Origin of the sequence: Kitasatospora sp. NPDC015120 (assembly GCF_043080305.1) — a bacterium.
GTDB lineage: Bacteria > Actinomycetota > Actinomycetes > Streptomycetales > Streptomycetaceae > Kitasatospora.
Genome location: NZ_JBIBVJ010000013.1, coordinates 164,922 through 186,059 on the forward strand (window position 1 = coordinate 164,922; position 21,138 = coordinate 186,059).

Sequence of the window (21,138 nt, forward strand, 5' to 3'; positions counted from 1 at the left end):
GGAGGCGTGACGGCGCGCGAACGGCGGTGCCCCGGCCACGGGTGGCCGGGGCACCGCCGTCGGCGGGTGGTTCTCACGCCTCCCGGCGGGCCTTCTTGGCCCGGGCGGCGAACGCCTGGGCGGGCAGCGCCGCGGCGGTGAGCGCGCGCCGGTCGACCTTGCCGTTCGCGGTGACCGGCATCCGGTCGACCACCGCCCACAGCACGGGCACCATGAAGGACGGCAGCCGCCCGGCCAGCCGGTCCCGCAGCTCGACGGGCGTGACGGCCGTCCCCGGGGCGAGCCGCACGGCGGCGAGCAGCCGCTTGTCGGTGCCGCCCTCGGCGACGGTGACGACGGTGTCCTCGACCTCCGGGAAGCCGTTCAGCACGTCGCTGATCGCGGTGAGCTCGATGCGGTAGCCGCGGACCTTCACCTGGTGGTCGGCCCGGCCGAGGAACCGGATCCGGCCGTCCCGGTCCAGCCGGACCAGGTCGCCGGTGCGGTAGATCCGCTCGGGGACGTCGGGGGAGAAGCGGCCGAAGCACCGGTCGGTCTCCTCCTTGTCGTTGACGTAGCCCGTGGCGAGGCCCTCGCCGCCGGTGTAGAGCTCGCCGACGGCCCCCGGCGGCAGCAGCCGCGCCCGCCGGTCCAGGACGTAGACGCGGGTCCCGGGCACGGGGGTGCCGATCGGCAGCGGGCCGTCGACGTGCGCCGGCTCCCGGACGGTGTGGAACGTCGTGAACGTCGTGTTCTCGGTCGGGCCGTAGCCGTTGGTGACGGTCAGTCCGGGGTGGTCGGCGAGCGCCCGCGCGACGTGCTCGTGGGGCACCACGTCCCCGCCGCTGAGGAGCTGGCGCAGGGTGCCCAGCGAGGCCGGCGCGAACTCCTGGACGAGCCGGAAGAGACCGGCCGTCAGCCAGGCCACGGTCACCTCGCGCTCCGCGATGAACGCGCCGAGTTCGCCCGGTGACAGCAGCCCCGGCGGGCAGACCTCCAGGGCCGCCCCGGACAGCAGCGCGCCCCAGAGCTCGAACGTCGAGGCGTCGAAGGCCAGCGCGGACAGCCGCAGCACCCGTTCCTCCGGCCCGAGCAGCAGGTAGTCGGCCTCGTGGACCAGCCGGATGACGCCGCGGTGCGGGACGGCCACGCCCTTGGGCTCGCCGGTGGAGCCCGAGGTGAAGGCGATGTAGGCCAGCCGCTCCGGGTCGGCCGGGGCGGGCGGCACCGGCTCGGTGCCGGGCTCCCAGTCCGGCTGCCAGGGGGCGGTCACGGGGACGCCGTGCCGCAGGACCCCGTCGGCGTCCTCGTCGCCGACGACGGCGGCGGCCGGCGCCGTCCTGGCGACGATCTTCGCGGTGTGCGCCGCGGGCTGGGCGAGGTCCACGCCGATGTAGACGCCGCCGGCCCAGAGCGTGCCCAGCACGGCGACCGCCTCCGCCGCCGACCGGGGCACCGCGACCAGGACGGCGTCGCCCTCCCGCACGCCGGCGGCGCGCAGCCGCCGCGCCTGCTCGGCCGCCGCGCGGGCCAGTTCGGCGTAGGTCAGGGACGTCCGCTCGTCGCGGACCGCCACCCGGTCGGGGTGCCGCTCCGCCACCGCGCGGAACAGCGCGTCCAGCGAGGCGGACGGGAAGTCGGCGGCGGTCTCGTTGAGACGCCGCAGGGTGCGCAGCCCCTCGGGGGAGATGCACCGGACGTCCGCCAGCGTGCGGCCGTCGCCGGCCGCCTCGGCGAGCTGCTCCACCGCCGCCAGGTAGGTGCGGACGAAGCCCTGTGCCTCCTCCGCGCTCCACAGGTCCGTCGCGTAGGCGGCGTGACCGGTGCCGACCGCCCCGTCCGGCCCGAACCGGAGGCTGAGGTCGAAGCGGGTGTCGTCGTCGTGGTCGCCGAAGGCCGCCTGGACGAGCGGGTGGCCGGGGCCGGAGGAGTCGATGCCCAGGTGTTCCACGAGCCGGGGGAAGGCGATGCCGTCGGCCTCCAGGCTCCAGGCGAGCGAATCGTGGACGGAGCCGACGAAGGCGTCCGGCGAGCGGTCGTCGTCGATGTCGATGCGCACCGGCAGGAGGTCCCCGGCGGGCGAGGCGACGCCCACCAGCAGCCGTTCGGCACCGGTGAGCCGGCCCAGGGCCAGGCCGAAGGCGGCGAGCAGGAAGGCGGACGGGCTCACCTCCAGGGCCCGGGAGCGGTCCAGGACGGCCTGCGCCGTGCCGGCCGGGAGCTCGACGGGCAGCCGCCCGGTGGCCGTGCCCTCGCGCCGGGCCCGCGGCCGGTCGGCCGGGATCTCCAGGGCCGTCGGCACGCCGGCCAGCCGCTCGGCCCACGCGTGCGCGGCGGCCTCAGACGCCATGGGGGGACTCCTCGTCCGCCCGGCGCAGCCGGGCGAGCAGGTCCGCCTGGCCGCTGATGGTGTCGGCCTGGATGACGTCCAGGGTCTTGAGCCGTATCCCGCTGGCCTTGGAGAGGAGCTCGATGAGGACGAACAGCCGGTGCGAATCGCCTCCGCAGTCGAAGAATCCGATGTCGTCGTCCGGTTCGAAATCCAGGATTTCCCGCCAGGTCGAGCGGACGAGGCCGAGGAGATCGGACGGATCGCTGAATTCGTGGTCAGCGGATTGCGAGGACAAGTTCTCCATCACCAGCACCTTTTTCGATTTTTCACCGACCTGCCACGATATCGGCGGGGCCGGTTCCGGGGCGATATGAGAAACGCACCAATCGCCGTGCGTTCCGCACGTCTCCTGCGCCGGGACTCTCCGCCGGGCCCGCGGCGAAATAGATTCGGAGCGCGTGTGTCCCGGCGCGGCGCGCGGGGGCACGTCCGATCGGATACGAGCGAGTACGTGGGAGAGTTGCGATGCCCCTGGACCGACTGCTCCGGCACCTGATCGCCTGGCAGAGCTCGGACGGCGTCCCGGTCCCGGACCGCGAACTGCCCGTCGGCCGAGCCCGCGAACGGTACCTGGTGAACGCCGTGCGCCCGCTCTCCGACGCCGACCGCCGCGGCCCGGCCGTGCACGCGGAGGACCGGCTGACCGACGGCCCGGACGGAACGACGCTGCGGCTCAGGGTCTACACCCCGCAGCCGGCCGGGCCGGCCGGGAACAGGGTGGTCACCTATCTGCACGGCGGAGGGTGGGTGATGGGCGACCTCGACAGCCACGACCGGGCCTGCCGGATCCTGGCGGCGTCCCTGGGCGCGGTCGTGGTCGCGGTCGACTACCGGCGGGCGCCGGAGTCCCCGTACCCCGCGCCGCTGCACGACGCGATGGCCGCGGCCCGCTGGACGGCCCGGACCTTCCCCGGCCGGGCGCACGTGATCGCGGGCGACAGCGCCGGTGCGAGCCTCGCCCTCGGGACCGCGCTGCAGGCCCGTGACCTCGGCTTCGCCGCCCAGCTCCTGATCTACCCGCCGGTCGACCCGAGCCTGGCCCTGGTCTCGTCCAGCCCGCACGCCGAGGGGTACCTGCTGACCGCCGAGGACATGGCCTGGAACTACGCCCAGTACGTCCCCGACCCGCGGCAGCGGGCCGACACCGCCGTGGACCTGCTGAACGCGGACCTCCGGGGCCTGGCGCCGACGGTCGTGGCCACCGCCGAGTACGACCCGCTGCACGAGGAGGGCGCGGAGCTGGTGGCGCGGATGCGGGCCGCGGGCGTCTCCGCCCGGCTGGTCACGGGGGAGGGGCTGGTGCACGGCTTCCTGCTGATGCAGGACATCGTGCCGGCGGCGGCGGCCTGCACCGAGCGGGTCCTCAAGGAGCTGGACGCGCTGCTGGGGCCCTGAACGGCCCGGGAGGCGGTCCGCCGCCGGTGCCGTCGAGGACACCGGCGGCGGACCGCTCGCGCGCCCGTGGCGCGGCGCCGGTCACGGGACCAGTTCGGCCAGCCGCGAGGGCAGTTGGGTACGGCGGCGGATGCCGAGCTTGCGGTAGGAGCGGGTGAGGTGCTGTTCGACCGTGCTGACCGTGATGAACAGCTTGCGGGCGATCTGCTCGTTGGTGGAGCCCCCGGCGGCGAGTTCGGCCACCCGCCACTCCGCCGAACTGAGCCGGCGCACCGGCTCGGCGGCGTCCGCGGGACTCTCCTGCGTCCAGGCCTTCCTGGTCTGCGCCGCCGGTGGCTCCGGCAGGGACGCCGCGGCGCACTGGGCGGCCAGCGTCCGGGCCATGTGGCTGTGGAAGCGGGCCTGGACCGGGTCGTCCAGCACCTCGTAGGCCTGGCCGAGGTCGGTGAGCGTGTACGCCAGGTTCAGCGAGTCGCCGCAGCGGTCCAGCACGCTCGCCGCCTTCAGCAGGACCTGCGGGCGCTCGTCGGCGCGGAGGGTGGCCGCCAGCGCGCGGTAGGCCTGGCCCCGGGTGCGCGGGTGACCGGAGGGGACCAGCGCCAGCTGTTCCGTCAGCAGTTCCCTGGCCTGCGCCGCCCGGCCCTGGTGGAGGTGGGCCCGGGCGGCGTTGACGCGCCAGGCCACCGTCGACGGGCAGTCGGCCCCCCAGAGCCGCATCAGGTGTCCGGCCGCCAGGAAGTCCTGGAGCGCGGCGCCGTGGCGGCCGCGGGCCAGGTGCAGATGGCCCCGGGCGTCGAGGTACACCACCCCGCCGAGGGTCCCGAAGGCGGCGCTGGGCACCGGAAGGTCGAGGTAGGTCTCGGCCTCCCCGAGGTCCCCCATCGCCGTGGTGGTGAGGATGAGGAGCGACAGCGGGATGACGATGGCCGTCCCCCAGCTCTCCCTCGGCATCAGCGCGAAGGCGGCCTTGGCCTGGCGCTTGGCGTTCGCGAGGTCCCCCAGCCGGTAGTGGATCTCCGCGCGGGCCGAGATGAGCAGGGCGTTCCAGACCAGTCCGTACGCCTTCCCGATGGAGGCGAGCAGGGCGTCGCACCAGGCCGAGGCCTTGTCGAGGTGGTCGGAGTAGATCAGGACCAGCAGCGAGGCCAGCGAGGAGGCCGGGCCGGCCGCTCCGGCCAGGGCCTTGCGCAGGACGAGTTCCGCGGCCGGGAGGGCCTCCTCGTCGCCGGCGCCCCGCAGGACCGCGCCCAGCGCGGCGGTGGCCCGCTGGTCGGGGTCGAGGCCGGCGCCCATCGGGGACACGTCCGGGCTGCCCGGGGTGGGCGCGATGCCCGGGTACGCCAGCGGGAGCCACAGGCGCAGCGGTTCGGCGTACCGGGCGGAGTCCTCGTCGCCCGGCGCGGGGGAGTCGTCGAGGTGCGCCATCACGCGCGTCGCCAGCTCCACCTGCCCGTTCCACAGCAGGCTCCGCACGACGGGCGCGGACTGCCGCACGGAGAGCTCGCCCCGCTCGGCCGCCGCCACCAGGTCGGGCAGGTAGCTCTTCGCCGCCGCGGGGTTGTAGCACCACACGACGTCGACGAGCTTCGCGGCGATGTCGAGCTGCTCGCGCCGGCTCGCGCTCTCCCGGTGGGCCCGCTCCAGGTATCCGACGGCCGTCTCGTGGTCCCCGCCCGCGAGGGTCTGGTCCGCGGCCTCGCACAGGACCTGCCGCGCCCACGGGATCGCCTCGTCGACGCGCATCAGGTGCTCCGCCGTCACCGCCGCCGGGGCGCCCTCGTGGTGCAGGAGCCGGGCGGCGCGCGAGCGCAGGATCTGGCGCTGCTGTTCGGGGATGCTGCGGAGCACGGCCTCGCGCACGCTCGGCTGGCGGAGCAGGTCGTGGTCCAGCAGCGCGCCGACGCCGGGGGTCGCGACGACCCGGCCGACGGACTCCGGGTCCATGCCGCACAGCCGGGCCACCACGGCGGCCGAGCGGAAGTCGCCCAGCGTGGCCATGGCCTGCGCGATCTCCAGCACGACCGGCTCGGCCCGGTAGAGGCAGGTGAGGACGGCGCGGCCGAAGGCCGGCCCGGCGACCGGCCGGTGCCGGGCGTCCGGCTCGGCCGCCCCCCTCGCGTAGTCCTCGGCCAGGGCCCGGACCAGCAACGGCCGGCCGCCGCTGAGTCGTTGGCACTCGGCGGCGATCCGGCCGGCCGTCCCGGGGTCGAGGCGGTCCTGCAGCAGCGTCGTGACGCCGGCCCTGGAGAGCGGCTCGACGTCCAGCCTCGTACAGTTCGGCAGCCGGAGGATCTCGGCCTGCACCAGGCGCTGCACCTCGCCGCGGCCCATGTCCGGACAGTAGGTGAGGGCGATCGTCAGGGGCGCGTCGCCCATCCGCCGGACGAGCGCGAGCAGGTACTGCAGCGACTCGACGTCCGTGAAGTGCGCGTCGTCGATGCAGACGACCAGGGGCCGGCCGCTGGTCAGGCGCTGGAAGGCGCTGTGCAGCAGACCGAGGACGGACGGGTGGATCTCGCCGCGGGCCCGCGTCCCGCCGTCCGCCGCCGAGCGGACCTCGGGCGCCGCGCCGTGCGAGAAGAGGCGCCGGGCCCGCAGCAGTTGATCGATGACTCCGAGCGGCTGATGGCGCTCGGCCCGGGAGGCGGTGGCCTCCAGGACCTTCGCGCCCGCGTCGGCGGTCCGGCGGGCGAAGGAGGCCAGCAGGGCGGTCTTTCCGCTCGCCAGCGGGCCGCCGAGGGCCACGATCCGGGATCTGCCCCGGGAGGACTCGTCGTAGACCTGGGTCAGTGTCAGCTCTTCGTAATCCCGTTCGACCAGCTTGTCCATCACTTCTCACCATTTCGCAACACAGTGAAGGGGGTGAACCTGCACCCGACGAATGCGCCCGAGCGCGTGTGCGATGTCAGGAGTGGTCCCCTACTTCGGCGACCGGGACCGGGGTGGCGGCCTTGGGCACCAGGCGGACGGCGGTCCTGCGCTCGATCGCGGTGATGAGCGGCCCGGTCATGCCGGTCGTGATCAGGGCCATCAGGACGAGGACGGTGAACATCCGTCCGTCGATGATGCCCGCGCTGAGCCCCACGTTCAGCGCGATGAGCTCGGTCAGTCCGCGGGTGTTCAGCAGCGCGCCGATCATGGCCGACCGCCGGGTGTCGAGACCGCCGAGCCGCGCCATCGCGTAGCCCGCGGCGGCCTTCCCGCCGACCCCGCAGACGAGGATCACCACGAGCAGGAGCACGTCGGAGCCCTTCAGCGCCCCGAGGTTGGTGGTCAGGCCGGTGACGACGAAGAACAGCGGCAGCAGCAGCCCGCCGGACTGCTCGGTCGAGCGCAGCACGTCCGCGTCCGGCGCGCCGTCCGGCTTGGGCATGACGAGGCCGGCGACGAAGGCGCCGAAGATCGCGTGCAGGCCGATGCTGGCGGTGGCCCACGCGCCCGCCGCGGCGAGCACCAGGGCGATGGTGACCTGGCTCGCCATCACGGCGTTGGTGCGGCGGAACCACCAGCCGAGCGCGGGGCGCACCACGAGGACCATCACGGCCACGAACAGCGCGAGCAGCAGTGCCGTCTCCGGCCAGGAGCGGTCCCCGGCGCCCTTGGTGCCGATCAGGGCGGCGGCGAGCACCAGCCAGGCGGACACGTCCATGAACCCGGCGGAGGCGGTGGCGATGTTGCCCACCGAGGTCCCGGCGAGCCCGCGTTCGCGCACGATCGTCGCGAGCACCGGGAGCGCGGTGATCGACGTCGCGACGCCGAGGAAGAGGATGAAGGAACGGCCGTCGGTGTGCTGGCCGTCGAAGGCGCCGGTGTGCTGCACCGCCAGGGCGAGGCCGCAGCCGAGGGCCAGCGGGACGAGCATCGCCCCGACCGAGATCAGGGTCACCGGTCTGCGATGGCTCCTGACGGACTTGAGGTCGATCTCGTAGCCCACGCCGAACATGAAGATCACGACGGCGATCTGGGCGATGACGGCGATGAAGGGCATCGCCTGCTTGGTGAAGAGGTGGGAGGTCAGATCGCCCGGGAGCCTGCCGAGCAGGCTCGGTCCGAGGATGATGCCGGCGGCGATCTGGCCGACCACGGTCGGCTGCCCGATCCGGCGCGCGAGGGCGCCGAGCACGCTCGACGCTCCGAGTACCAGGGCGATGTCCCCGACGACGGTGGCCGTCACTGCATCCATGCTCATGTGTACTACGCCCCCAAATGGTCGATGAATTCGGTGAGTCCGGCTCTCAGAGCCAGCGTGCGTCCCGAGCGATCCGCAGCGCGTCGATGCGGTTGCGCGCACCGAGCTTCGCCACCATGGATGAGAGGTAGTTGCGCACGGTCCCCTCGGAAAGGTGCAGTCGTGCGGCGATCTCGACGGTCGTGTCTCCGTGGGAAAGGCGTTCCAGCACCGCGAGTTGACGTGAGGTCAGCGGGCAGCCGGCGTTGGCCAGGGCGGCGACCGTCAGGTCCGTGTCGAAGACGCGTTCGCCCTGGTGGATGCGGTGCAGGGCCTCGAAGAACCGGCTCGGCGGGACGCTGCGGTGCAGCATGCCGGCCACGGCGCCGGAGTAGGTCTGGCGCACGATCGACCGGGTGTAGCGCTCGGCCAGGACGAGGCTGCGGCACTCCGGAATGCCCGCGATCTTCTCGGCGACGGTGATCGCGCTGCTGTCCGCGCCGTCGAAACCGATGACCGCCACGTCCGGCCGGTGGATCTCGGCGAATTCCAGTGCGTCGGAATCGCCGCCGACGGCCCCCACCACGTGGATATCGTCGTTCTTCTCGATCAGCGCGGCGAGCGCGCTGCGGGAAAGCAGCAGATCATCGGCGACCATCACTCGGATACTCATCGGTTCCCTCGCGAATGACGGGTGTCACACAGGTGGCCGGAAACAGGATGGCTCGCATGCCGCAGTGGTGCTTCGCGCCGGGGCGGGGGCTGTGCCGCCGCGCCGGCTGGTCTCGTACGACGCCCGGGGTGCTGCTCCCCGGCACCGTCGAGGCGGCCGGAAGCGGGCGTCGATGACGCCGCGACGCAGGCCGGCTCGTACGCGTAACCCTGATGAACGCTCTGGATCAATCGCTCGACCGCAGACCGCAATGTGCTCAACTCCCCCGTTTGGAGCCGCGCATGACGACCGTAAGACTGTTCTGATGTTCGAATTCGAAGCTCTCCCCGGCCCGCTCCGGCGAGCGGCTGCCCGGCGGGAGAGGGCATGGCGGCGCGCCCGGCCCCCGGCCGGGAGGTGTCCTCGCCGCTAGCTCCTGGACCCGGCTCCGGCGTGCCCGGGTGCGATGACGACCAGCACCGAAACCCCCGTTCCGTGGTCGCCGACCTGCATGACACTCACCCCCCTACGCCTGCGAAGTCGGGTCCATTTCCTCGTCCGTACCGGAATCGTTGCAGATCAAGCCCGTGCGCTGTGCCGACCGGCCGCTGGACGGGCCGCCTGATCGCGAGTGCACCCGTCACTGCAAGCGGTCGAGCCCAAAATCGAACATAAGATAGCCAGGCTTGATAATGAAGGTCAAGGATGAATGCAAATGGCTCAGGGCCCCAACCGTGGATGTGATCTTCATGGCTTCCGGGTGACCCGGTGGCGGCGGTCGCCGCTGCCGGTGTGACCAGCGCCGTTGCCGGGAGAGGGCGCGGGCGGGGCGTGTCCGGGGCGGCGCGAACGCCCGCCGTCGCGGGCGGGTTCGCCGGCGCGGCGGATCGGCTGCGTTGTTGACTGCTTGTCAATTTGAGTGCGGAAATGTCGCATTGGATCATTTCGCGTCGTCGCCGGGGCATCGTCGCCGCGGCGCCGCCGCCGGCCCCGGACCCGCGGCGGCGCCGGACGGCTTCACGCCGGCTGCGGCGGCAGGGTCGTCCGCAGGTGGCGCAGTCCCTCCAGGAAGAGGTCGAGCCCGAAGGCGAACCGCTCTGCCGGGTCCGTTCCCGCCAGCGCGTCGAGTGCCGCGGCGTACTGCGGCGACACCTGGACGTCGAGCCGCTCGGTGCGGATCCGCCAGTCCTGCTCGGGCGGCAGCCTCGACTGGGCCTGCTCCTCGATGGCGTGGCCGAGCACGTAGTAGAACAGGGCGAAGCTGATCCAGCCGGCCTGGGCGGGGGGAAGCCCGGCCCGGCAGAGGACCTGGACGGCCACGTCCGAGCCGATGATCGTGTTGGCCCCGGGAGCGAAGGTGCCGGCCACCACCCGGGCGCCGTCGCGCCGGCCGAGCAGGGCCCCGCGCAGGCGCCCGCCGAGGATGCGGAGCTGGTCGAGCCACGGGGCGTCGGGCAGCGGGTCCCCGATGCCCTCGACGATCCGGTCGGCCACCGCGTCGAGCAGGGCCTCCTTGTTCGGGAAGTGCCGGTAGAGAGCGCCACCCTGGACGTTGAGCGCCGCGCCGAGCTTGCGCATGGTGAGCTGGTCCAGCCCCTCGGCGTCGAGGAAGCGCAGCGCCTCGTCGACAACGTCGGTTTTGCGCAGGCGCATTGACTCTCCTTCAGATCGATTGACACCCCCCGGGCCCGAGGTTATCTTGAGCACCGTTCAGAGTGAACACTGTTCACTAGTGAACACTGTTCACCCTTGGGTCGCTACTGAGGAGACGTCATGTCCGAGGCCCGAGTCGCGGCCGCACCCCCTGCTCTCCGGCCGAACGTGCCACTCGGCGTGGTCGTGGCGATGTCCTGCCTCGCCCTGTTCATGGTCGTGCTCGACGCCACCATCGTCACCGTGGCCCTGCCGGACATGCGCACCGGGCTGAGCCTGTCGACCGGCCAGCAGCAGTGGGTGGTCAGCGGCTACCTCGTCACCCTGGGCGGCTTCCTGCTGCTGGCGGCGCGGGCCGGCGACCTCTACGGGCACAAGCGGGTCTTCCTGTTCGGGGCGTTCGTCTTCACCCTCGCCAGCCTGATCGGCGGACTGGCGCCCGGCGGAGCCGTCCTGATCGCCTCCCGGATCGCCCAGGGCGCCGGCGCCGCCGCACTGGCCCCGACCAGCCTGAGCCTGATCACCGCCACTCACGCCGACGCCAAGGAGCGCGAGCGCGCCCTGTCGCTGTGGAGCATGATGAGCGGGGTCGCCGGCCTGATCGGCGTGGTCCTCGGCGGCGTGCTCACCGCCGAACTGAGCTGGCGCTGGGTGTTCTTCGTCAACGTCCCGGTGGGCATCGTGCTGCTGGTCGTCGGGGCGCGCCTGGTGCTCCCGCCCGCCCTGGCCGCCGAGAGCCGGCTCGACCTGGTCGGAGCCCTCTGCGTCACCCTCGGCATCGGGGCGCTCACCTACGGGCTCTCCGAGGCCTCCACCGAGAGCTGGGGTTCGGCGAGCGTCGTGCTGCCCCTGATCGCGGCCGTCGTCCTGCTCGCCGCCTTCCTGGTCGCCGAGGCCCGCAGCCCCCACCCGCTCATCCCGCTGGACCTCGTCCGGCCGCGGAACCTGCGGATCGCCAACCTGCTGATGTTCTGCCTGGGCGTGACGCTGACCGCCCTGCTGTTCTTCCTCTCGCTCTACTGCCAGCAGGTGCTCGGCTACAGCGCGCTGCGCACCGGCATGGCGATGCTGCCCATCACCCTGATCTTCATCGTGGGCGGCCTCACCTCCCGCAAGCTCATCTCGGTGGTCGGCCCCCGGCCCCTGCTGGTGGCCGGCGGTCTCATCGCCACCGCGGGCATCGTCTGGCTGTCCACCATCTCCACCGACTCCGGCTACCTGACCCACATCCTCGGCCCCAACCTGGTCGGCGGGTTCGGCATCAGCCTGATGCTCCTCGCCGTCACCATCAGCGGCACCGTCGGCGTGGAGCCCAAGAACGCCGGCGCCGCCTCGGGTCTGCTCAACACCTCCCGCCAGATCGGCGGAGCCGTCGGTCTCGCCGTGCTGGTGAACATCGCCTCCACGGTGACCACCCACGCGGGCGACCGCGGCCGCCTCGACGCGCTGGTCCAGGGCTACCGCGCCGCGTTCCTGGTGAACGGCGGCCTGATGCTCCTCGCCGGGCTGGCCGCGCTGGCGCTGTCCTCGGCGGGCACGGCCGCCGCCGAGAAGGGCCACGAAGCGCCCGGCGGGCACTAGCCGGGCCGGGTACGGACATGACGGAAGGGCTCGGGGGCGTGCGCGGACCGGCGCCGGCGGGGCGCCGTGCGGGACGGGAACATTTCTCCAAGACAACGCGCCGCGGTGCTTGTGAGGCTGCGGGGGTGTCCCAGAACCTCAGCGGCACCGTGCCGTCGCGGCTCCGCCCGCCCCGGTACGGTGTCGACGCGCCGGCGTTCCTGGCCTCCACCGCCGTCACCGGGACGGCGTGCCTCCTGGCCGCCGCCCGCCGACGGCGCGGCCGGGGCCCGGTGGCGGCCGCCGGAGCGGCCCTGCTCGCCTCCGCCGGCGTCTACCTGCACACCACGCTCCGCGGCAAGCTGCGGGTCTGGGAGCGGGAACTGGACCGGATCGGCCTGAAGGGCGACGAACGGCTGCTGGACCTGGGGTGCGGCCGCGGCGCGGTCCTGGTGGCGGCCGCCCGGCGGCTGCCGGCCGGGCACGCCGACGGCGCGGACCTCTGGTCCCGGGAGGACCAGAGCGGCAACGACAGCGCCGTCACGCTCGCCAACGCCGCCGCGGCCGGAGTCGCCGACCGGGTCGCGGTGCACACCGCCGACATCACCGCGCTGCCGTTCGCCGACGCCTCCTTCGACGTCGTGACGAGCGCACTGGTCATCCACAACATCCCCACCCGCGACGGACGCGAGCGCGCGCTGGACGAGGCGATGCGGGTGCTGCGCCCCGGCGGGCAGCTGCTCGTCGCGGACTTCTGGTGGGCCGCCGCGCAGTACGCGAAGCACCTCGGCGCGGGCACGCCGCGTCCGCTCGGGGCCGCGTACTGGTACGGCGGCCCGTGGCTCGGCGTCGCGCTGCTGCACGTGGTCAAGGAACCCCGGCCGATGGAGGAGCACTCGTGCTGACCGCCGCCATGATCCCCTGGAACAGGCTGATGGCGAAGCAGCAACTGCTGTTGCTGCTCTCGTCCATCGGGTCGATGGTGCTGTTCACCGTGGCCACCGTGCCCGTCGCCGTGCACACCGGCACCCACTGGCCGCTGAGCTGGCCGGTGACCGCCGTGGTCTACGCGTCCCTGACGGTGCGCCGGCACTTCCCGCTCGGCACGGTGGCGGTCTCCGTCATCGGCTCGGTGGTGCTGATGGCCGACGGGATGGTCTACCCGCTGACCCTGCTCGCGCTCTTCTGCGCGCTGTACTGGGTCGCGCTGGACTCCTCCCCGGTGCGCACGCTCATGGTCGGCGTCCCCGTCAAGGCGACCCTGCTCGTCGCCTCGCTCATCACCCACCCCGGCATCACCGGTGTGATCATCGTGATGTGGGCGGCGCTCGCCGTCACCACCGGCAGCGCCGCGCGCAGCCACCGCGCCTACGTGGCCGAGGCCGAGGAGCGCGCCAAGCGCGCCGAGCGGGCCCGGGAGGAGGAGGCGAACCGCCGGGTGGCCGAGGAGCGGCTGCGGATCGCCCGGGAGCTGCACGACGCGGTGGGCCACCACGTCGCGCTGATCAACGTCCAGGCCGGCGCGCTGGGCTACCTGCTGGAGGACGAGGACCGGACCCAGGCGCTGGAGTCGGTCGCCCACATCCAGCAGGCCAGCGCGGAGGCCCTGGAGGAGCTGCGGCTGACGGTCGGACTGCTGCGCCAGCCCGGCTCGACCGAGTCCGCCGAGCCGACCGAGCCGGTGCCGGGCCTCGACCGGCTGGGCGACCTGATCTGCTCGTTCGCCGGCGCGGGCCTCCAGGTCACCCGCGAGGTGACCGGCCGGGCCAGGCCGCTGCCCGAGGCGGTGGAGCTGACCGCCTACCGGGTCATCCAGGAGTCGCTGACCAACATCCGCAAGCACGCGGGCTGCGTCCCCGCGACCGTGCGGCTGGGGTACGGGCCCGGGGCGCTCAGGCTGGCGGTCGAGGACGACGGCGAGCCGGTCGTCCGGGAGAGCCGGCGGGCGGCGGCGCCCGCCGCGGCCGGGGCCGGCACGGCCGGCGGGCACGGCATCGTCGGCATGCGGGAGCGGGTGACCGCCGTGGGCGGCCGGATCGCGGTGGGGCCCCGGCCCGAGGGCGGCTACCGGGTGTTCGCCGAGCTCCCGCTGCGCGCGGCCGGAATCGAGGGCGTGTGAACGGGACCGTCCCCGCCCCGCCGGCCTCCGCCGTCGCGGCGCCGACCCGGGTGGTCATCGCCGACGACCAGGCCCTCGTCCGGGCCGGCCTGCGGCTGGTGATCGACCGCGCACCGGGGCTGACCGTGGTGGGCGAGGCGGCCACCGGCCACGACGCCGTCCGGGCCGCCCAGGCGGAGCGCCCCGACGTCGTGCTGATGGACATCCGGATGCCGGAGCTCGACGGGCTGGCCGCGACCCGGCGGATGGCCGCCGACGACAGCCTGGCCGGCGTGCGGGTGCTGATCCTGACGACCTTCGAGGTCGACGACTACCTCTTCGAGGCGCTGCGGGCGGGGGCCAGCGGCTTCCTCGGCAAGGGCGCGCGCCCCGAGGTCCTGATCGAGGCGATCCGCACCGTGGCCCGCGGCGACGCACTGCTCTCGCCGTCCGCGACCCGGGGCCTGATCACCAGGTTCCTCACGCTGCACGACAGCGAGCCGGTCCGCCCCTCCCCGCTGGTCGCCACGCTCACCGAGCGCGAGCGCCAGGTGGTCGCCCTGGTCGCCGAGGGCATGTCCAACGCGGAGATCGCCGGCCAGCTCATGCTCAGCCCCCTGACCGTCAAGACCCACGCCAACCACGCCATGACCAAGCTCGGCGCCCGCGACCGGGCGCAACTCGTCGTTCTCGCCTACCAGACGGGGCTGGTGGACGCACCGCGTCCCCGGCCCTGATCCCCGTCGTCCCGCCCCGCTGCCGCGGTGTCCCCGCGACAGCGGGGTGACGGCTGCCCGCTCCCTCGCCCGTCCCGGTCCCGCCTACTGCGAACGCAGTAGGCGAAGCCGTGTGCCGCGCCGGATGGCGTGGTCACGCCCCGGGCAACCGCTGCGGCCGGCCGGAGACGGCGGCGGCGCGGAACCGGACCATAGGGCACTGAATTGAAGGGAACGGAGAATCATGTCAACCCTTGCACGCTGGTGTTATCACCACCGCTTCGTCGTGATCATCGCCTGGGTGGGGCTCCTGATCGGGCTGGCGCTGATGTCGGGGGCCGTGAAGACGGCGTACGACAACTCGCTCAGCCTGCCGGGGACCGGATCGGGCAAGGCCCAGGAACTGCTGCAGCGGGCGGCACCGGCCCAGGCCGGTGACTCCGACCAGATCGTCTGGCAGGTGAAGGACGGCAGCGTCACCGACCCGGCCGTCGAGCAGCGGATGTCGGCGATGCTCGACGACGTCTCGCACATGCCCTCGGTGGCCTCGGTCGTCAGCCCCTACGCGGCGGGCGGCCAGATCCAGGTCAGCCAGGACAAGCGCACCGCCTACGCCACGGTCACCTTCGACGAGGCCGCCGACAACCTGGACAAGGCGGACATCAAACGGGTGATCGACGCCGCGACCGCGGCCCAGCAGCCCGGCCTCGCGGTCGAACTCGGCGGCAAGGGGATCACGGCGGCGGAGGAGACCCCGGCGTCGGACGCGTCGGCGATCGGCATCATCGCGGCGGCCGTCATCCTCCTGGTCGCCTTCGGATCGCTGCTGGCCATGGCCCTGCCGATCGTGACCGCGGTGGCGGGCGTGGGCAGCGGCATGATGCTGATGGCCCCGCTCAGCCACATGATGTCCGTGAACGGCATCGCCCCGATCCTCGGCGCGCTGATCGGCCTCGGCGTCGGCGTCGACTACGCGCTGTTCATCGTGACCCGGCACCGCCGCGGCCTCGGCTCGGGGCTGGACCCGGAGGAGTCGACCGTCCAGGCCATCAACACCTCCGGGCGCGCGGTGCTGTTCGCCGGCGGCACGGTCTGCATCGCCCTGCTCGGCCTGCTCAGCGTCAACCTGGAGTTCATCAACGGCCTGGCCGTCCCGGCCGCGATGACCGTGGTGTGCACCGTGGTCGCCGCCGTCACCCTGCTCCCCGCGCTGCTCGGCGTCTTCGGCATGCGCGTGCTGAGCCGCAAGCAGCGCCGCGCGATGGAGGCCGGTACGGCGGTCCGGACCGAGAGCGACAACGGTCTGTGGGCGCGCTGGTCGCGCATCGTGCCGCGCTTCCCGGTGGTGCTGACCGTCCTGGGCCTCGTGGTGATGATCGTGGTGTCGGCCCCCGTGTTCAGCCTGCGGCTCGGCTTCGCCGACGCCTCCAACGACGCGACCTCGACCCACACCTACAAGTCCTACCAGATGCTCGCCAAGGGGTTCGGCCCCGGCTTCAACGGCCCGCTGGTGCTGGTCGCCGAGGCGAAGAACCCGGCCGACCTCGCCGCCGTGGAGAAGCTCGACCAGGCGCTGGCCGCCGTGCCCGGCGTGGCCGCCGTGGAGAGCGCGCCCCCGCAGACCGCGGAGGGCAGCGCCTCGTCGATCGTGATCACCCAGGTCATCCCGACCACGGCCCCGCAGGACGAGGCCACCTCCGACCTGATCAACCACCTGCGCGACACGGTCGTGCCGCAGTACACCCAGGGCACCTCCGCCCAGGTGTACGTCGGCGGGCTGACGGCCACCTTCATCGACTTCGCGACGGTGACCAGCGAGAAGCTGCCCTGGCTGCTGATCACCATCGTGGGCTTCAGCTTCCTGCTGCTCGTGCTCGCCTTCCGCAGCCTGCTCATCCCGGCCGTCACCGCCGTGCTCAACCTGCTGTCGGCGGCGGCCTCGTTCGGTGTCCTCACCGCCTTCTTCCAGTGGGGCTGGGGGACCGACCTGTTCGGCCTCGGCGCACCCAGCCCGATCGAGGGCTACCTGCCGGAGCTGGTGCTCGCCGTCCTGTTCGGCCTCTCCATGGACTACCAGGTGTTCCTGGTCAGCAGGATGGCCGAGGAGTGGGCGGTCTCCCGCGACAACGCCCGGTCGGTGCTGGCCGGCGTCACCCACACCGCGCGGGTGATCACCGCCGCGGCGCTGATCATGATCGCGGTGTTCACCGCCTTCATCTTCACCGGCCAGCGCGGCATCGCCGAGTTCGGCGTCGGTCTCGCGGCCGCCGTGGCACTGGACGCCTTCGTGCTGCGGACGGTGCTCGTGCCGGCGGTGATGTACATGTGTGGCAAGGCCAACTGGTGGCTGCCGGAGTGGCTGGACCGCCGCCTCCCGCATCTGGCCATCGAGCCGGCCGTCGAGGAGCCGCCGACCCGCGTTCCCGGTCCGGCCCTCGTCTGACGGGGCACCCGCACGGCGCCGGGGGTGCCCGGCGCACATCCGTCCGATCGGCGACCGGGTGCCGGGTCACCCCCCGGTCACCCGTCGCCGTCGGCCGCCCTCCTCCCGCAGGCTCGTGAACTCCGGTGGTGCCGGAGGGATGGGGTGGCCGGTCTCTTTCGTTGTCCCGGAGGTTGCTGATGCCGTCGACGGTGGGGCTCGTGGAGGACCTGGAGGAATGGGCGTGGCGCGAGGTCGAACGACTCCGCTGTGAGACGGCCCAGTTGGCCATCGCCCTCGGGGAGGTGGAGAAGGAGCTGTCGCGGCTGGCCGGTGCCCGGGAGACGATGCGGCGGGCGCTGCGGGCGCTGCGCCCGGACCTCGGCGACTGCGCCGGCCCGGCGGCTTCCGCCGAGGCCGGCCGGTCCCCGGGCGCCGACCCGGCGGGCGGGGTGCACCCGGTCGGCGGAGGGCCGGGCGCGGGGATCCGGATGACCGTGCCGGTGCGGGAGCCCGGGATGGACCTGACGGCCCTTCCGGGGATCTACCGGCGGCTGGCGCAGATCCTGAACGACTCGCGGACGAGCCTTCAGGCCCACGAGCTGACCCGGCTGCTGGGGCTGGAGCTGACGGCCTCCGCCGTGGAGGGCGTGCGGGCGCGGGCGAAGCGCCTGGTCGCGCGCGGCTGGGCGGTGCAGGCCGGCCGGGGCCGGTTCGCCGCGCCGCCCGCCTGAGCGCGGCCCGGCGGAGCGCCGCCCGCCCGGCCGCCGGCCGAGGCGTGCGTCCGTCGGAGTGTTCCTGAGCGGCCGGAGGGTGAACCTGGGCCGCGTCGGACACTCTGGACAGTTCATCAGAACATCATCAAGTCGCACTGCGCTCATTCTGGCTCCCTTTCCCCGCCTCCCCGGCACGTGAGCGCAGGGTCGAAAGGACCTCTGATGACGCGCTGTCCGCCCACACCCCCGCCCCAGGGAACCAGACCTGACGGACGCTCCGCCCGCCGGCCACCCGGCCGGGCCGTCACCCTGGTGGCGGCCTTCGCGGCGGCCGTCGCCTCGCTGACCGCCCCGGCCCTCGCCGCCGGACCCGCCGACGGCCGTGCCGTCGCGGCCGCCGGCCGGCCCGCCGCGCCGCGGCCGGCGGACCACCAGGCAGGACGGCAGGGCCGGCAGCAGCCGGTGACCCTGGAGAAGACCGGTACCGACCTCGCCACCGGCAGCACGACCACCACCGCCCACGGCGGCACCGTCCGCTGGGTGGTCTCCGCCACCAACCCGGAGACGGTCCCGGTCTCCACCACGGTCACCGACGTCATCCAGGGCGGCCCGGGCAGCACCCCCCAGGCCCAGACCTACGTGCCCGGCTCGCTCCAGGTGCCGCCGGGCTACAGCAGGCAGTGGTCCACCGACGGCGGCACCACCTTCGCCACCACCGACCCGGGCACGGCCACCAACGCCGTCCGGGCGACCAACCCGAGGCTCTCGGGACCGGCCACCGGTGACGTGGTCCAGATCCCGCCGCCCCTCACCCCGGTCAACACGGCCACCGGCGGCGACGGCTTCACCCCGATCCTCTACACCGCCACGATCAACGGCGTCCCCACGCCCGAGGCCTGGAACATCTACCACCACGGGTTCTCCAACGAGGCCAGCGTGGTCTGCACCGACCTGCTCACCAACGGCCCCTGCCCGACCCCGAGCGGCGCCCCCGCCACCTGGCCCCAGGCGCTGAACTCCTCGGTGGCCGGAGAGACCACCGGCGACCTCGGCAGCACCCGCACCCCGACCTATGTGCAGATCGGCTCCAAGCTGTACTACGCCGCGATCAGCCGGCTCACCCTCGGTCTGATCGGCGTCGGCTGCATCGACCTCCAGACCCAGGCCAGCTGCGGCTTCACCGCCCTCCAGACCGGCACCGGACTGGTCGTGGGCGGCGTGGTCCAGGCCCCGAACCAGCTGATCTACGCGGTCTCCGGCACCGGCGAGATCCTCTGCTTCGACCCCGCCACCAACGCCTCCTGCGGAACCTTCGACATCGGCCTGCCGCCCAACGAGGGCCAGGCCGTCTTCAGCGGCGACTACGCGGGCATCATGCGGGTCGTCAACGGCAAGATCTACGTCACCGACAACACCCCGGCCCCGCTGCCCACGGTGATGTCCTGCTTCGACCCGTCGACCAACACCGCCTGCACCGGCTGGGCCGTCCCCAGGACGGTGGTCACCCCGACCGGCACCGAGCCGGCCCGGGCCGACAACATCTTCGAGGCGTACGACGCGGCGGGCACCGTCATCGGCGTCTGCACCGCGGTCGGCGGCTTCTACCAGGAGGTCGTCCCGCCGGTCGGCACCGTCGTCTGCTTCGACCCGACGGGCAACCCGATCGCCGCACCGCCCGGCCTCCAGACGCTGCTGATGACCAACGTCGCCCTCGGCGAGGCCAACTTCCAGGTGCCGCTGACCATCGTCGCCCCCAACGGGCACCTGGAGACCGAGTTCCCGCTCTGGATCTACCGGGGCATCACCCCGACCTCCAACAGCACCGAGTACTGCTACGACTGGAACACTCAGGCGCCCTGCGCCCAGTACGGCACCAACGGCATCGTGAACGGCCCGCTCAACGTCAACGGCGGCGACACCCGCCCGTACGGCTTCGCCTACGACGGCCAGTGCAAGTACAGCCTCGGCGACACCGGCTTCCTGTTCTCGATCGACCCGGTCACCGGTGCCTCGCCCTGCCTCAAGACCAAGGCCCAGGCCACCATCAACCCGTCGGCGTACTACTGCGACGGGGCGACCGGGCACGTGCGGTCCTACGGGACGGTCAGCCTCGCCGGCATCGACCCGGCGACCGTCGACTTCGGCGGGTCCACGGTGACCGTGCTGGCCGCCGACGGCACCCCCCTCGGCACCTTCCCGTTCGACCCGGTCACGGGCACGGCGGACATCTCCGCCGTCCCGGTCGCCGACCAGCCGATCCAGGTGATCGGCAACATCGACCTCGTCAGCGGCTCGTCCTTCACCCCGGACAACCACCCGCTGATGCAGGTGACCTTCGTCGGTGACGCCCCGCAGATCTGCTACGAGACGACGGTGGCCACGGACTGCGCCGTCACCTCGATCTCCGACCAGGCCTCCGCCGTGACCAACGGCGGCACCCCCGTCACCTCCAACACCGTCACCCTCCAGGTGACCCCGGGACCGGAGTGCGCGCCGGAGCTGAAGATCGAGAAGGAGGTCTGCACCTCGGCGAACGCGGCCGACTGCGTCGACGGGGGCCCCGGTCCCTGGGAGAAGAACGCGACGCTGCTCCCCGGCGGCACGGCGTACTGGCGGATCACCGTGACCAACAGCGGGACCGTGCCGGTCACCGGGATCACGCTGGAGGACAGTGTCTCGCCGTCGTGCGTGGCCGCCGCGGGGACCTTCGACCTCGCGGTGGGGGCGTCCCATCAGGTGTTCTGTGATCTGACGGACGTCACCCAGCACACGGTGAACACCGTGACGGCGTCCTTCCCCGGTCCGGGCGGCGAGACGATCACCACGCCGCCGTCCGAGGCGACCGTGGACGTGCAGTCGCTGGCGATCGACAAGGAGGTCTGTACGTCGGCGAACGCCGCCGACTGCGCCATCGGCGGCCCGGGTCCGTGGGCGAAGGCCACCACGGTGGCGTCGGGTGCCACGGCGTACTGGCGGATCACGGTGACGAACACCGGAAGCGTGCCGGTCACGGGGATCACGTTGGCGGACAGTGTGTCGCCGTCGTGTGTGACGGCCGCGGGGACGTTCGACCTCGCGGTGGGCGCCTCTCACCAGGTGTTCTGTGATCTGACGAACGTCACCCAGCACACGGTGAACACCGTGACGGCCACCTTCCCCGGCCCGGGCGGCCCGGTCACCACGCCGCCGTCCGAGGCCACCGTCGACGTGACGCCGCCGCCGCTGCCGGAGCTGAGCATCAACAAGGAGGTCTGTACGTCGGCGAACGCCGCCGACTGCGTCGACGGCGGCCCGGGTCCGTGGGCGAAGGCCACCACGGTTCCGTCCGGGACGACGGCGTACTGGCGGATCACGGTGACGAACACGGGGACGGTGCCGGTCACGGGC

At 73.1% G+C, this 21,138-nt stretch carries 14 protein-coding genes; 8 read left to right on the forward strand and 6 right to left on the reverse strand.

Annotation, left to right across the window (positions count from 1 at the left end):
- Positions 1 to 73: 73 nt before the first annotated feature.
- Both ACF1AK_RS26175 and ACF1AK_RS26180 read right to left on the reverse strand, forming a co-directional pair.
- Positions 74 to 2,329, reverse strand: coding sequence for an amino acid adenylation domain-containing protein (locus tag ACF1AK_RS26175; RefSeq protein ID WP_391501264.1), 2,256 nt, complete (start codon positions 2,327 to 2,329; stop codon positions 74 to 76).
- Positions 2,319 to 2,615: a phosphopantetheine-binding protein gene (locus tag ACF1AK_RS26180; protein ID WP_391501299.1), complete on the reverse strand. Its 297-nt coding sequence runs from the start codon at positions 2,613 to 2,615 to the stop codon at positions 2,319 to 2,321. The genes ACF1AK_RS26175 and ACF1AK_RS26180 overlap by 11 nt, the downstream gene beginning before the upstream one ends.
- Before the next feature lie 221 nt (positions 2,616 to 2,836).
- On the opposite strand from ACF1AK_RS26180, the gene ACF1AK_RS26185 reads away from it, so the two are divergent.
- Complete coding sequence (locus tag ACF1AK_RS26185) at positions 2,837 to 3,766, forward strand: alpha/beta hydrolase (RefSeq protein ID WP_391501265.1); 930 nt, start codon at positions 2,837 to 2,839, stop codon at positions 3,764 to 3,766.
- An 81-nt stretch (positions 3,767 to 3,847) separates the two neighbouring features.
- Here the strand turns inward: ACF1AK_RS26185 and ACF1AK_RS26190 are convergent, their stop codons facing one another.
- The 4 genes from ACF1AK_RS26190 to ACF1AK_RS26205 all read right to left on the reverse strand — a co-directional run bounded on the left by ACF1AK_RS26190 (position 3,848) and on the right by ACF1AK_RS26205 (position 10,239).
- The gene (locus ACF1AK_RS26190) at positions 3,848 to 6,595 is read right to left on the reverse strand and encodes an AAA family ATPase (RefSeq protein WP_391501266.1); all 2,748 of its coding nucleotides are present in this window, start codon (positions 6,593 to 6,595) and stop codon (positions 3,848 to 3,850) included.
- Between the two features lie 76 nt (positions 6,596 to 6,671).
- The gene (locus tag ACF1AK_RS26195; protein ID WP_391501267.1) at positions 6,672 to 7,955 is read right to left on the reverse strand and encodes a cation:proton antiporter; all 1,284 of its coding nucleotides are present in this window, start codon (positions 7,953 to 7,955) and stop codon (positions 6,672 to 6,674) included.
- Positions 7,956 to 8,001: 46 nt separating this feature from the next.
- Entirely contained in the window at positions 8,002 to 8,592 is a 591-nt protein-coding gene (locus ACF1AK_RS26200) for a response regulator transcription factor (protein ID WP_380296825.1), read from the reverse strand.
- A 1,011-nt stretch (positions 8,593 to 9,603) separates the two neighbouring features.
- The gene (locus ACF1AK_RS26205) at positions 9,604 to 10,239 is read right to left on the reverse strand and encodes a TetR/AcrR family transcriptional regulator C-terminal domain-containing protein (protein ID WP_391501268.1); all 636 of its coding nucleotides are present in this window, start codon (positions 10,237 to 10,239) and stop codon (positions 9,604 to 9,606) included.
- A 120-nt stretch (positions 10,240 to 10,359) separates the two neighbouring features.
- Here ACF1AK_RS26205 and ACF1AK_RS26210 point away from each other — a divergent pair, with 120 nt between their 5' ends.
- The 7 genes from ACF1AK_RS26210 to ACF1AK_RS26240 form a co-directional block, all read left to right on the forward strand.
- The gene (locus ACF1AK_RS26210; RefSeq protein WP_391501269.1) at positions 10,360 to 11,820 is read left to right on the forward strand and encodes an MFS transporter; all 1,461 of its coding nucleotides are present in this window, start codon (positions 10,360 to 10,362) and stop codon (positions 11,818 to 11,820) included.
- Positions 11,821 to 11,945: 125 nt separating this feature from the next.
- Positions 11,946 to 12,704, forward strand: a complete 759-nt coding sequence (locus ACF1AK_RS26215) for a class I SAM-dependent methyltransferase (protein WP_391501270.1) — start codon at positions 11,946 to 11,948, stop codon at positions 12,702 to 12,704.
- Positions 12,698 to 13,918: a sensor histidine kinase gene (locus ACF1AK_RS26220; RefSeq protein ID WP_391501271.1), complete on the forward strand. Its 1,221-nt coding sequence runs from the start codon at positions 12,698 to 12,700 to the stop codon at positions 13,916 to 13,918. The genes ACF1AK_RS26215 and ACF1AK_RS26220 overlap by 7 nt, the downstream gene beginning before the upstream one ends.
- The gene (locus ACF1AK_RS26225) at positions 13,915 to 14,634 is read left to right on the forward strand and encodes a response regulator (protein WP_391501272.1); all 720 of its coding nucleotides are present in this window, start codon (positions 13,915 to 13,917) and stop codon (positions 14,632 to 14,634) included. Before ACF1AK_RS26220 ends, ACF1AK_RS26225 begins: the two co-directional genes overlap by 4 nt.
- Positions 14,635 to 14,857: 223 nt before the next feature.
- The gene (locus ACF1AK_RS26230; RefSeq protein WP_391501273.1) at positions 14,858 to 17,056 is read left to right on the forward strand and encodes an MMPL family transporter; all 2,199 of its coding nucleotides are present in this window, start codon (positions 14,858 to 14,860) and stop codon (positions 17,054 to 17,056) included.
- Between the two features lie 179 nt (positions 17,057 to 17,235).
- Positions 17,236 to 17,769 (forward strand): hypothetical protein, encoded by a 534-nt coding sequence (locus ACF1AK_RS26235; RefSeq protein ID WP_391501274.1) that lies wholly within the window; start codon positions 17,236 to 17,238, stop codon positions 17,767 to 17,769.
- Positions 17,770 to 18,063: 294 nt separating this feature from the next.
- Positions 18,064 to 21,138: hypothetical protein (locus ACF1AK_RS26240; RefSeq protein ID WP_391501275.1), on the forward strand; the 3,075-nt coding region annotated here is incomplete at its 3' end.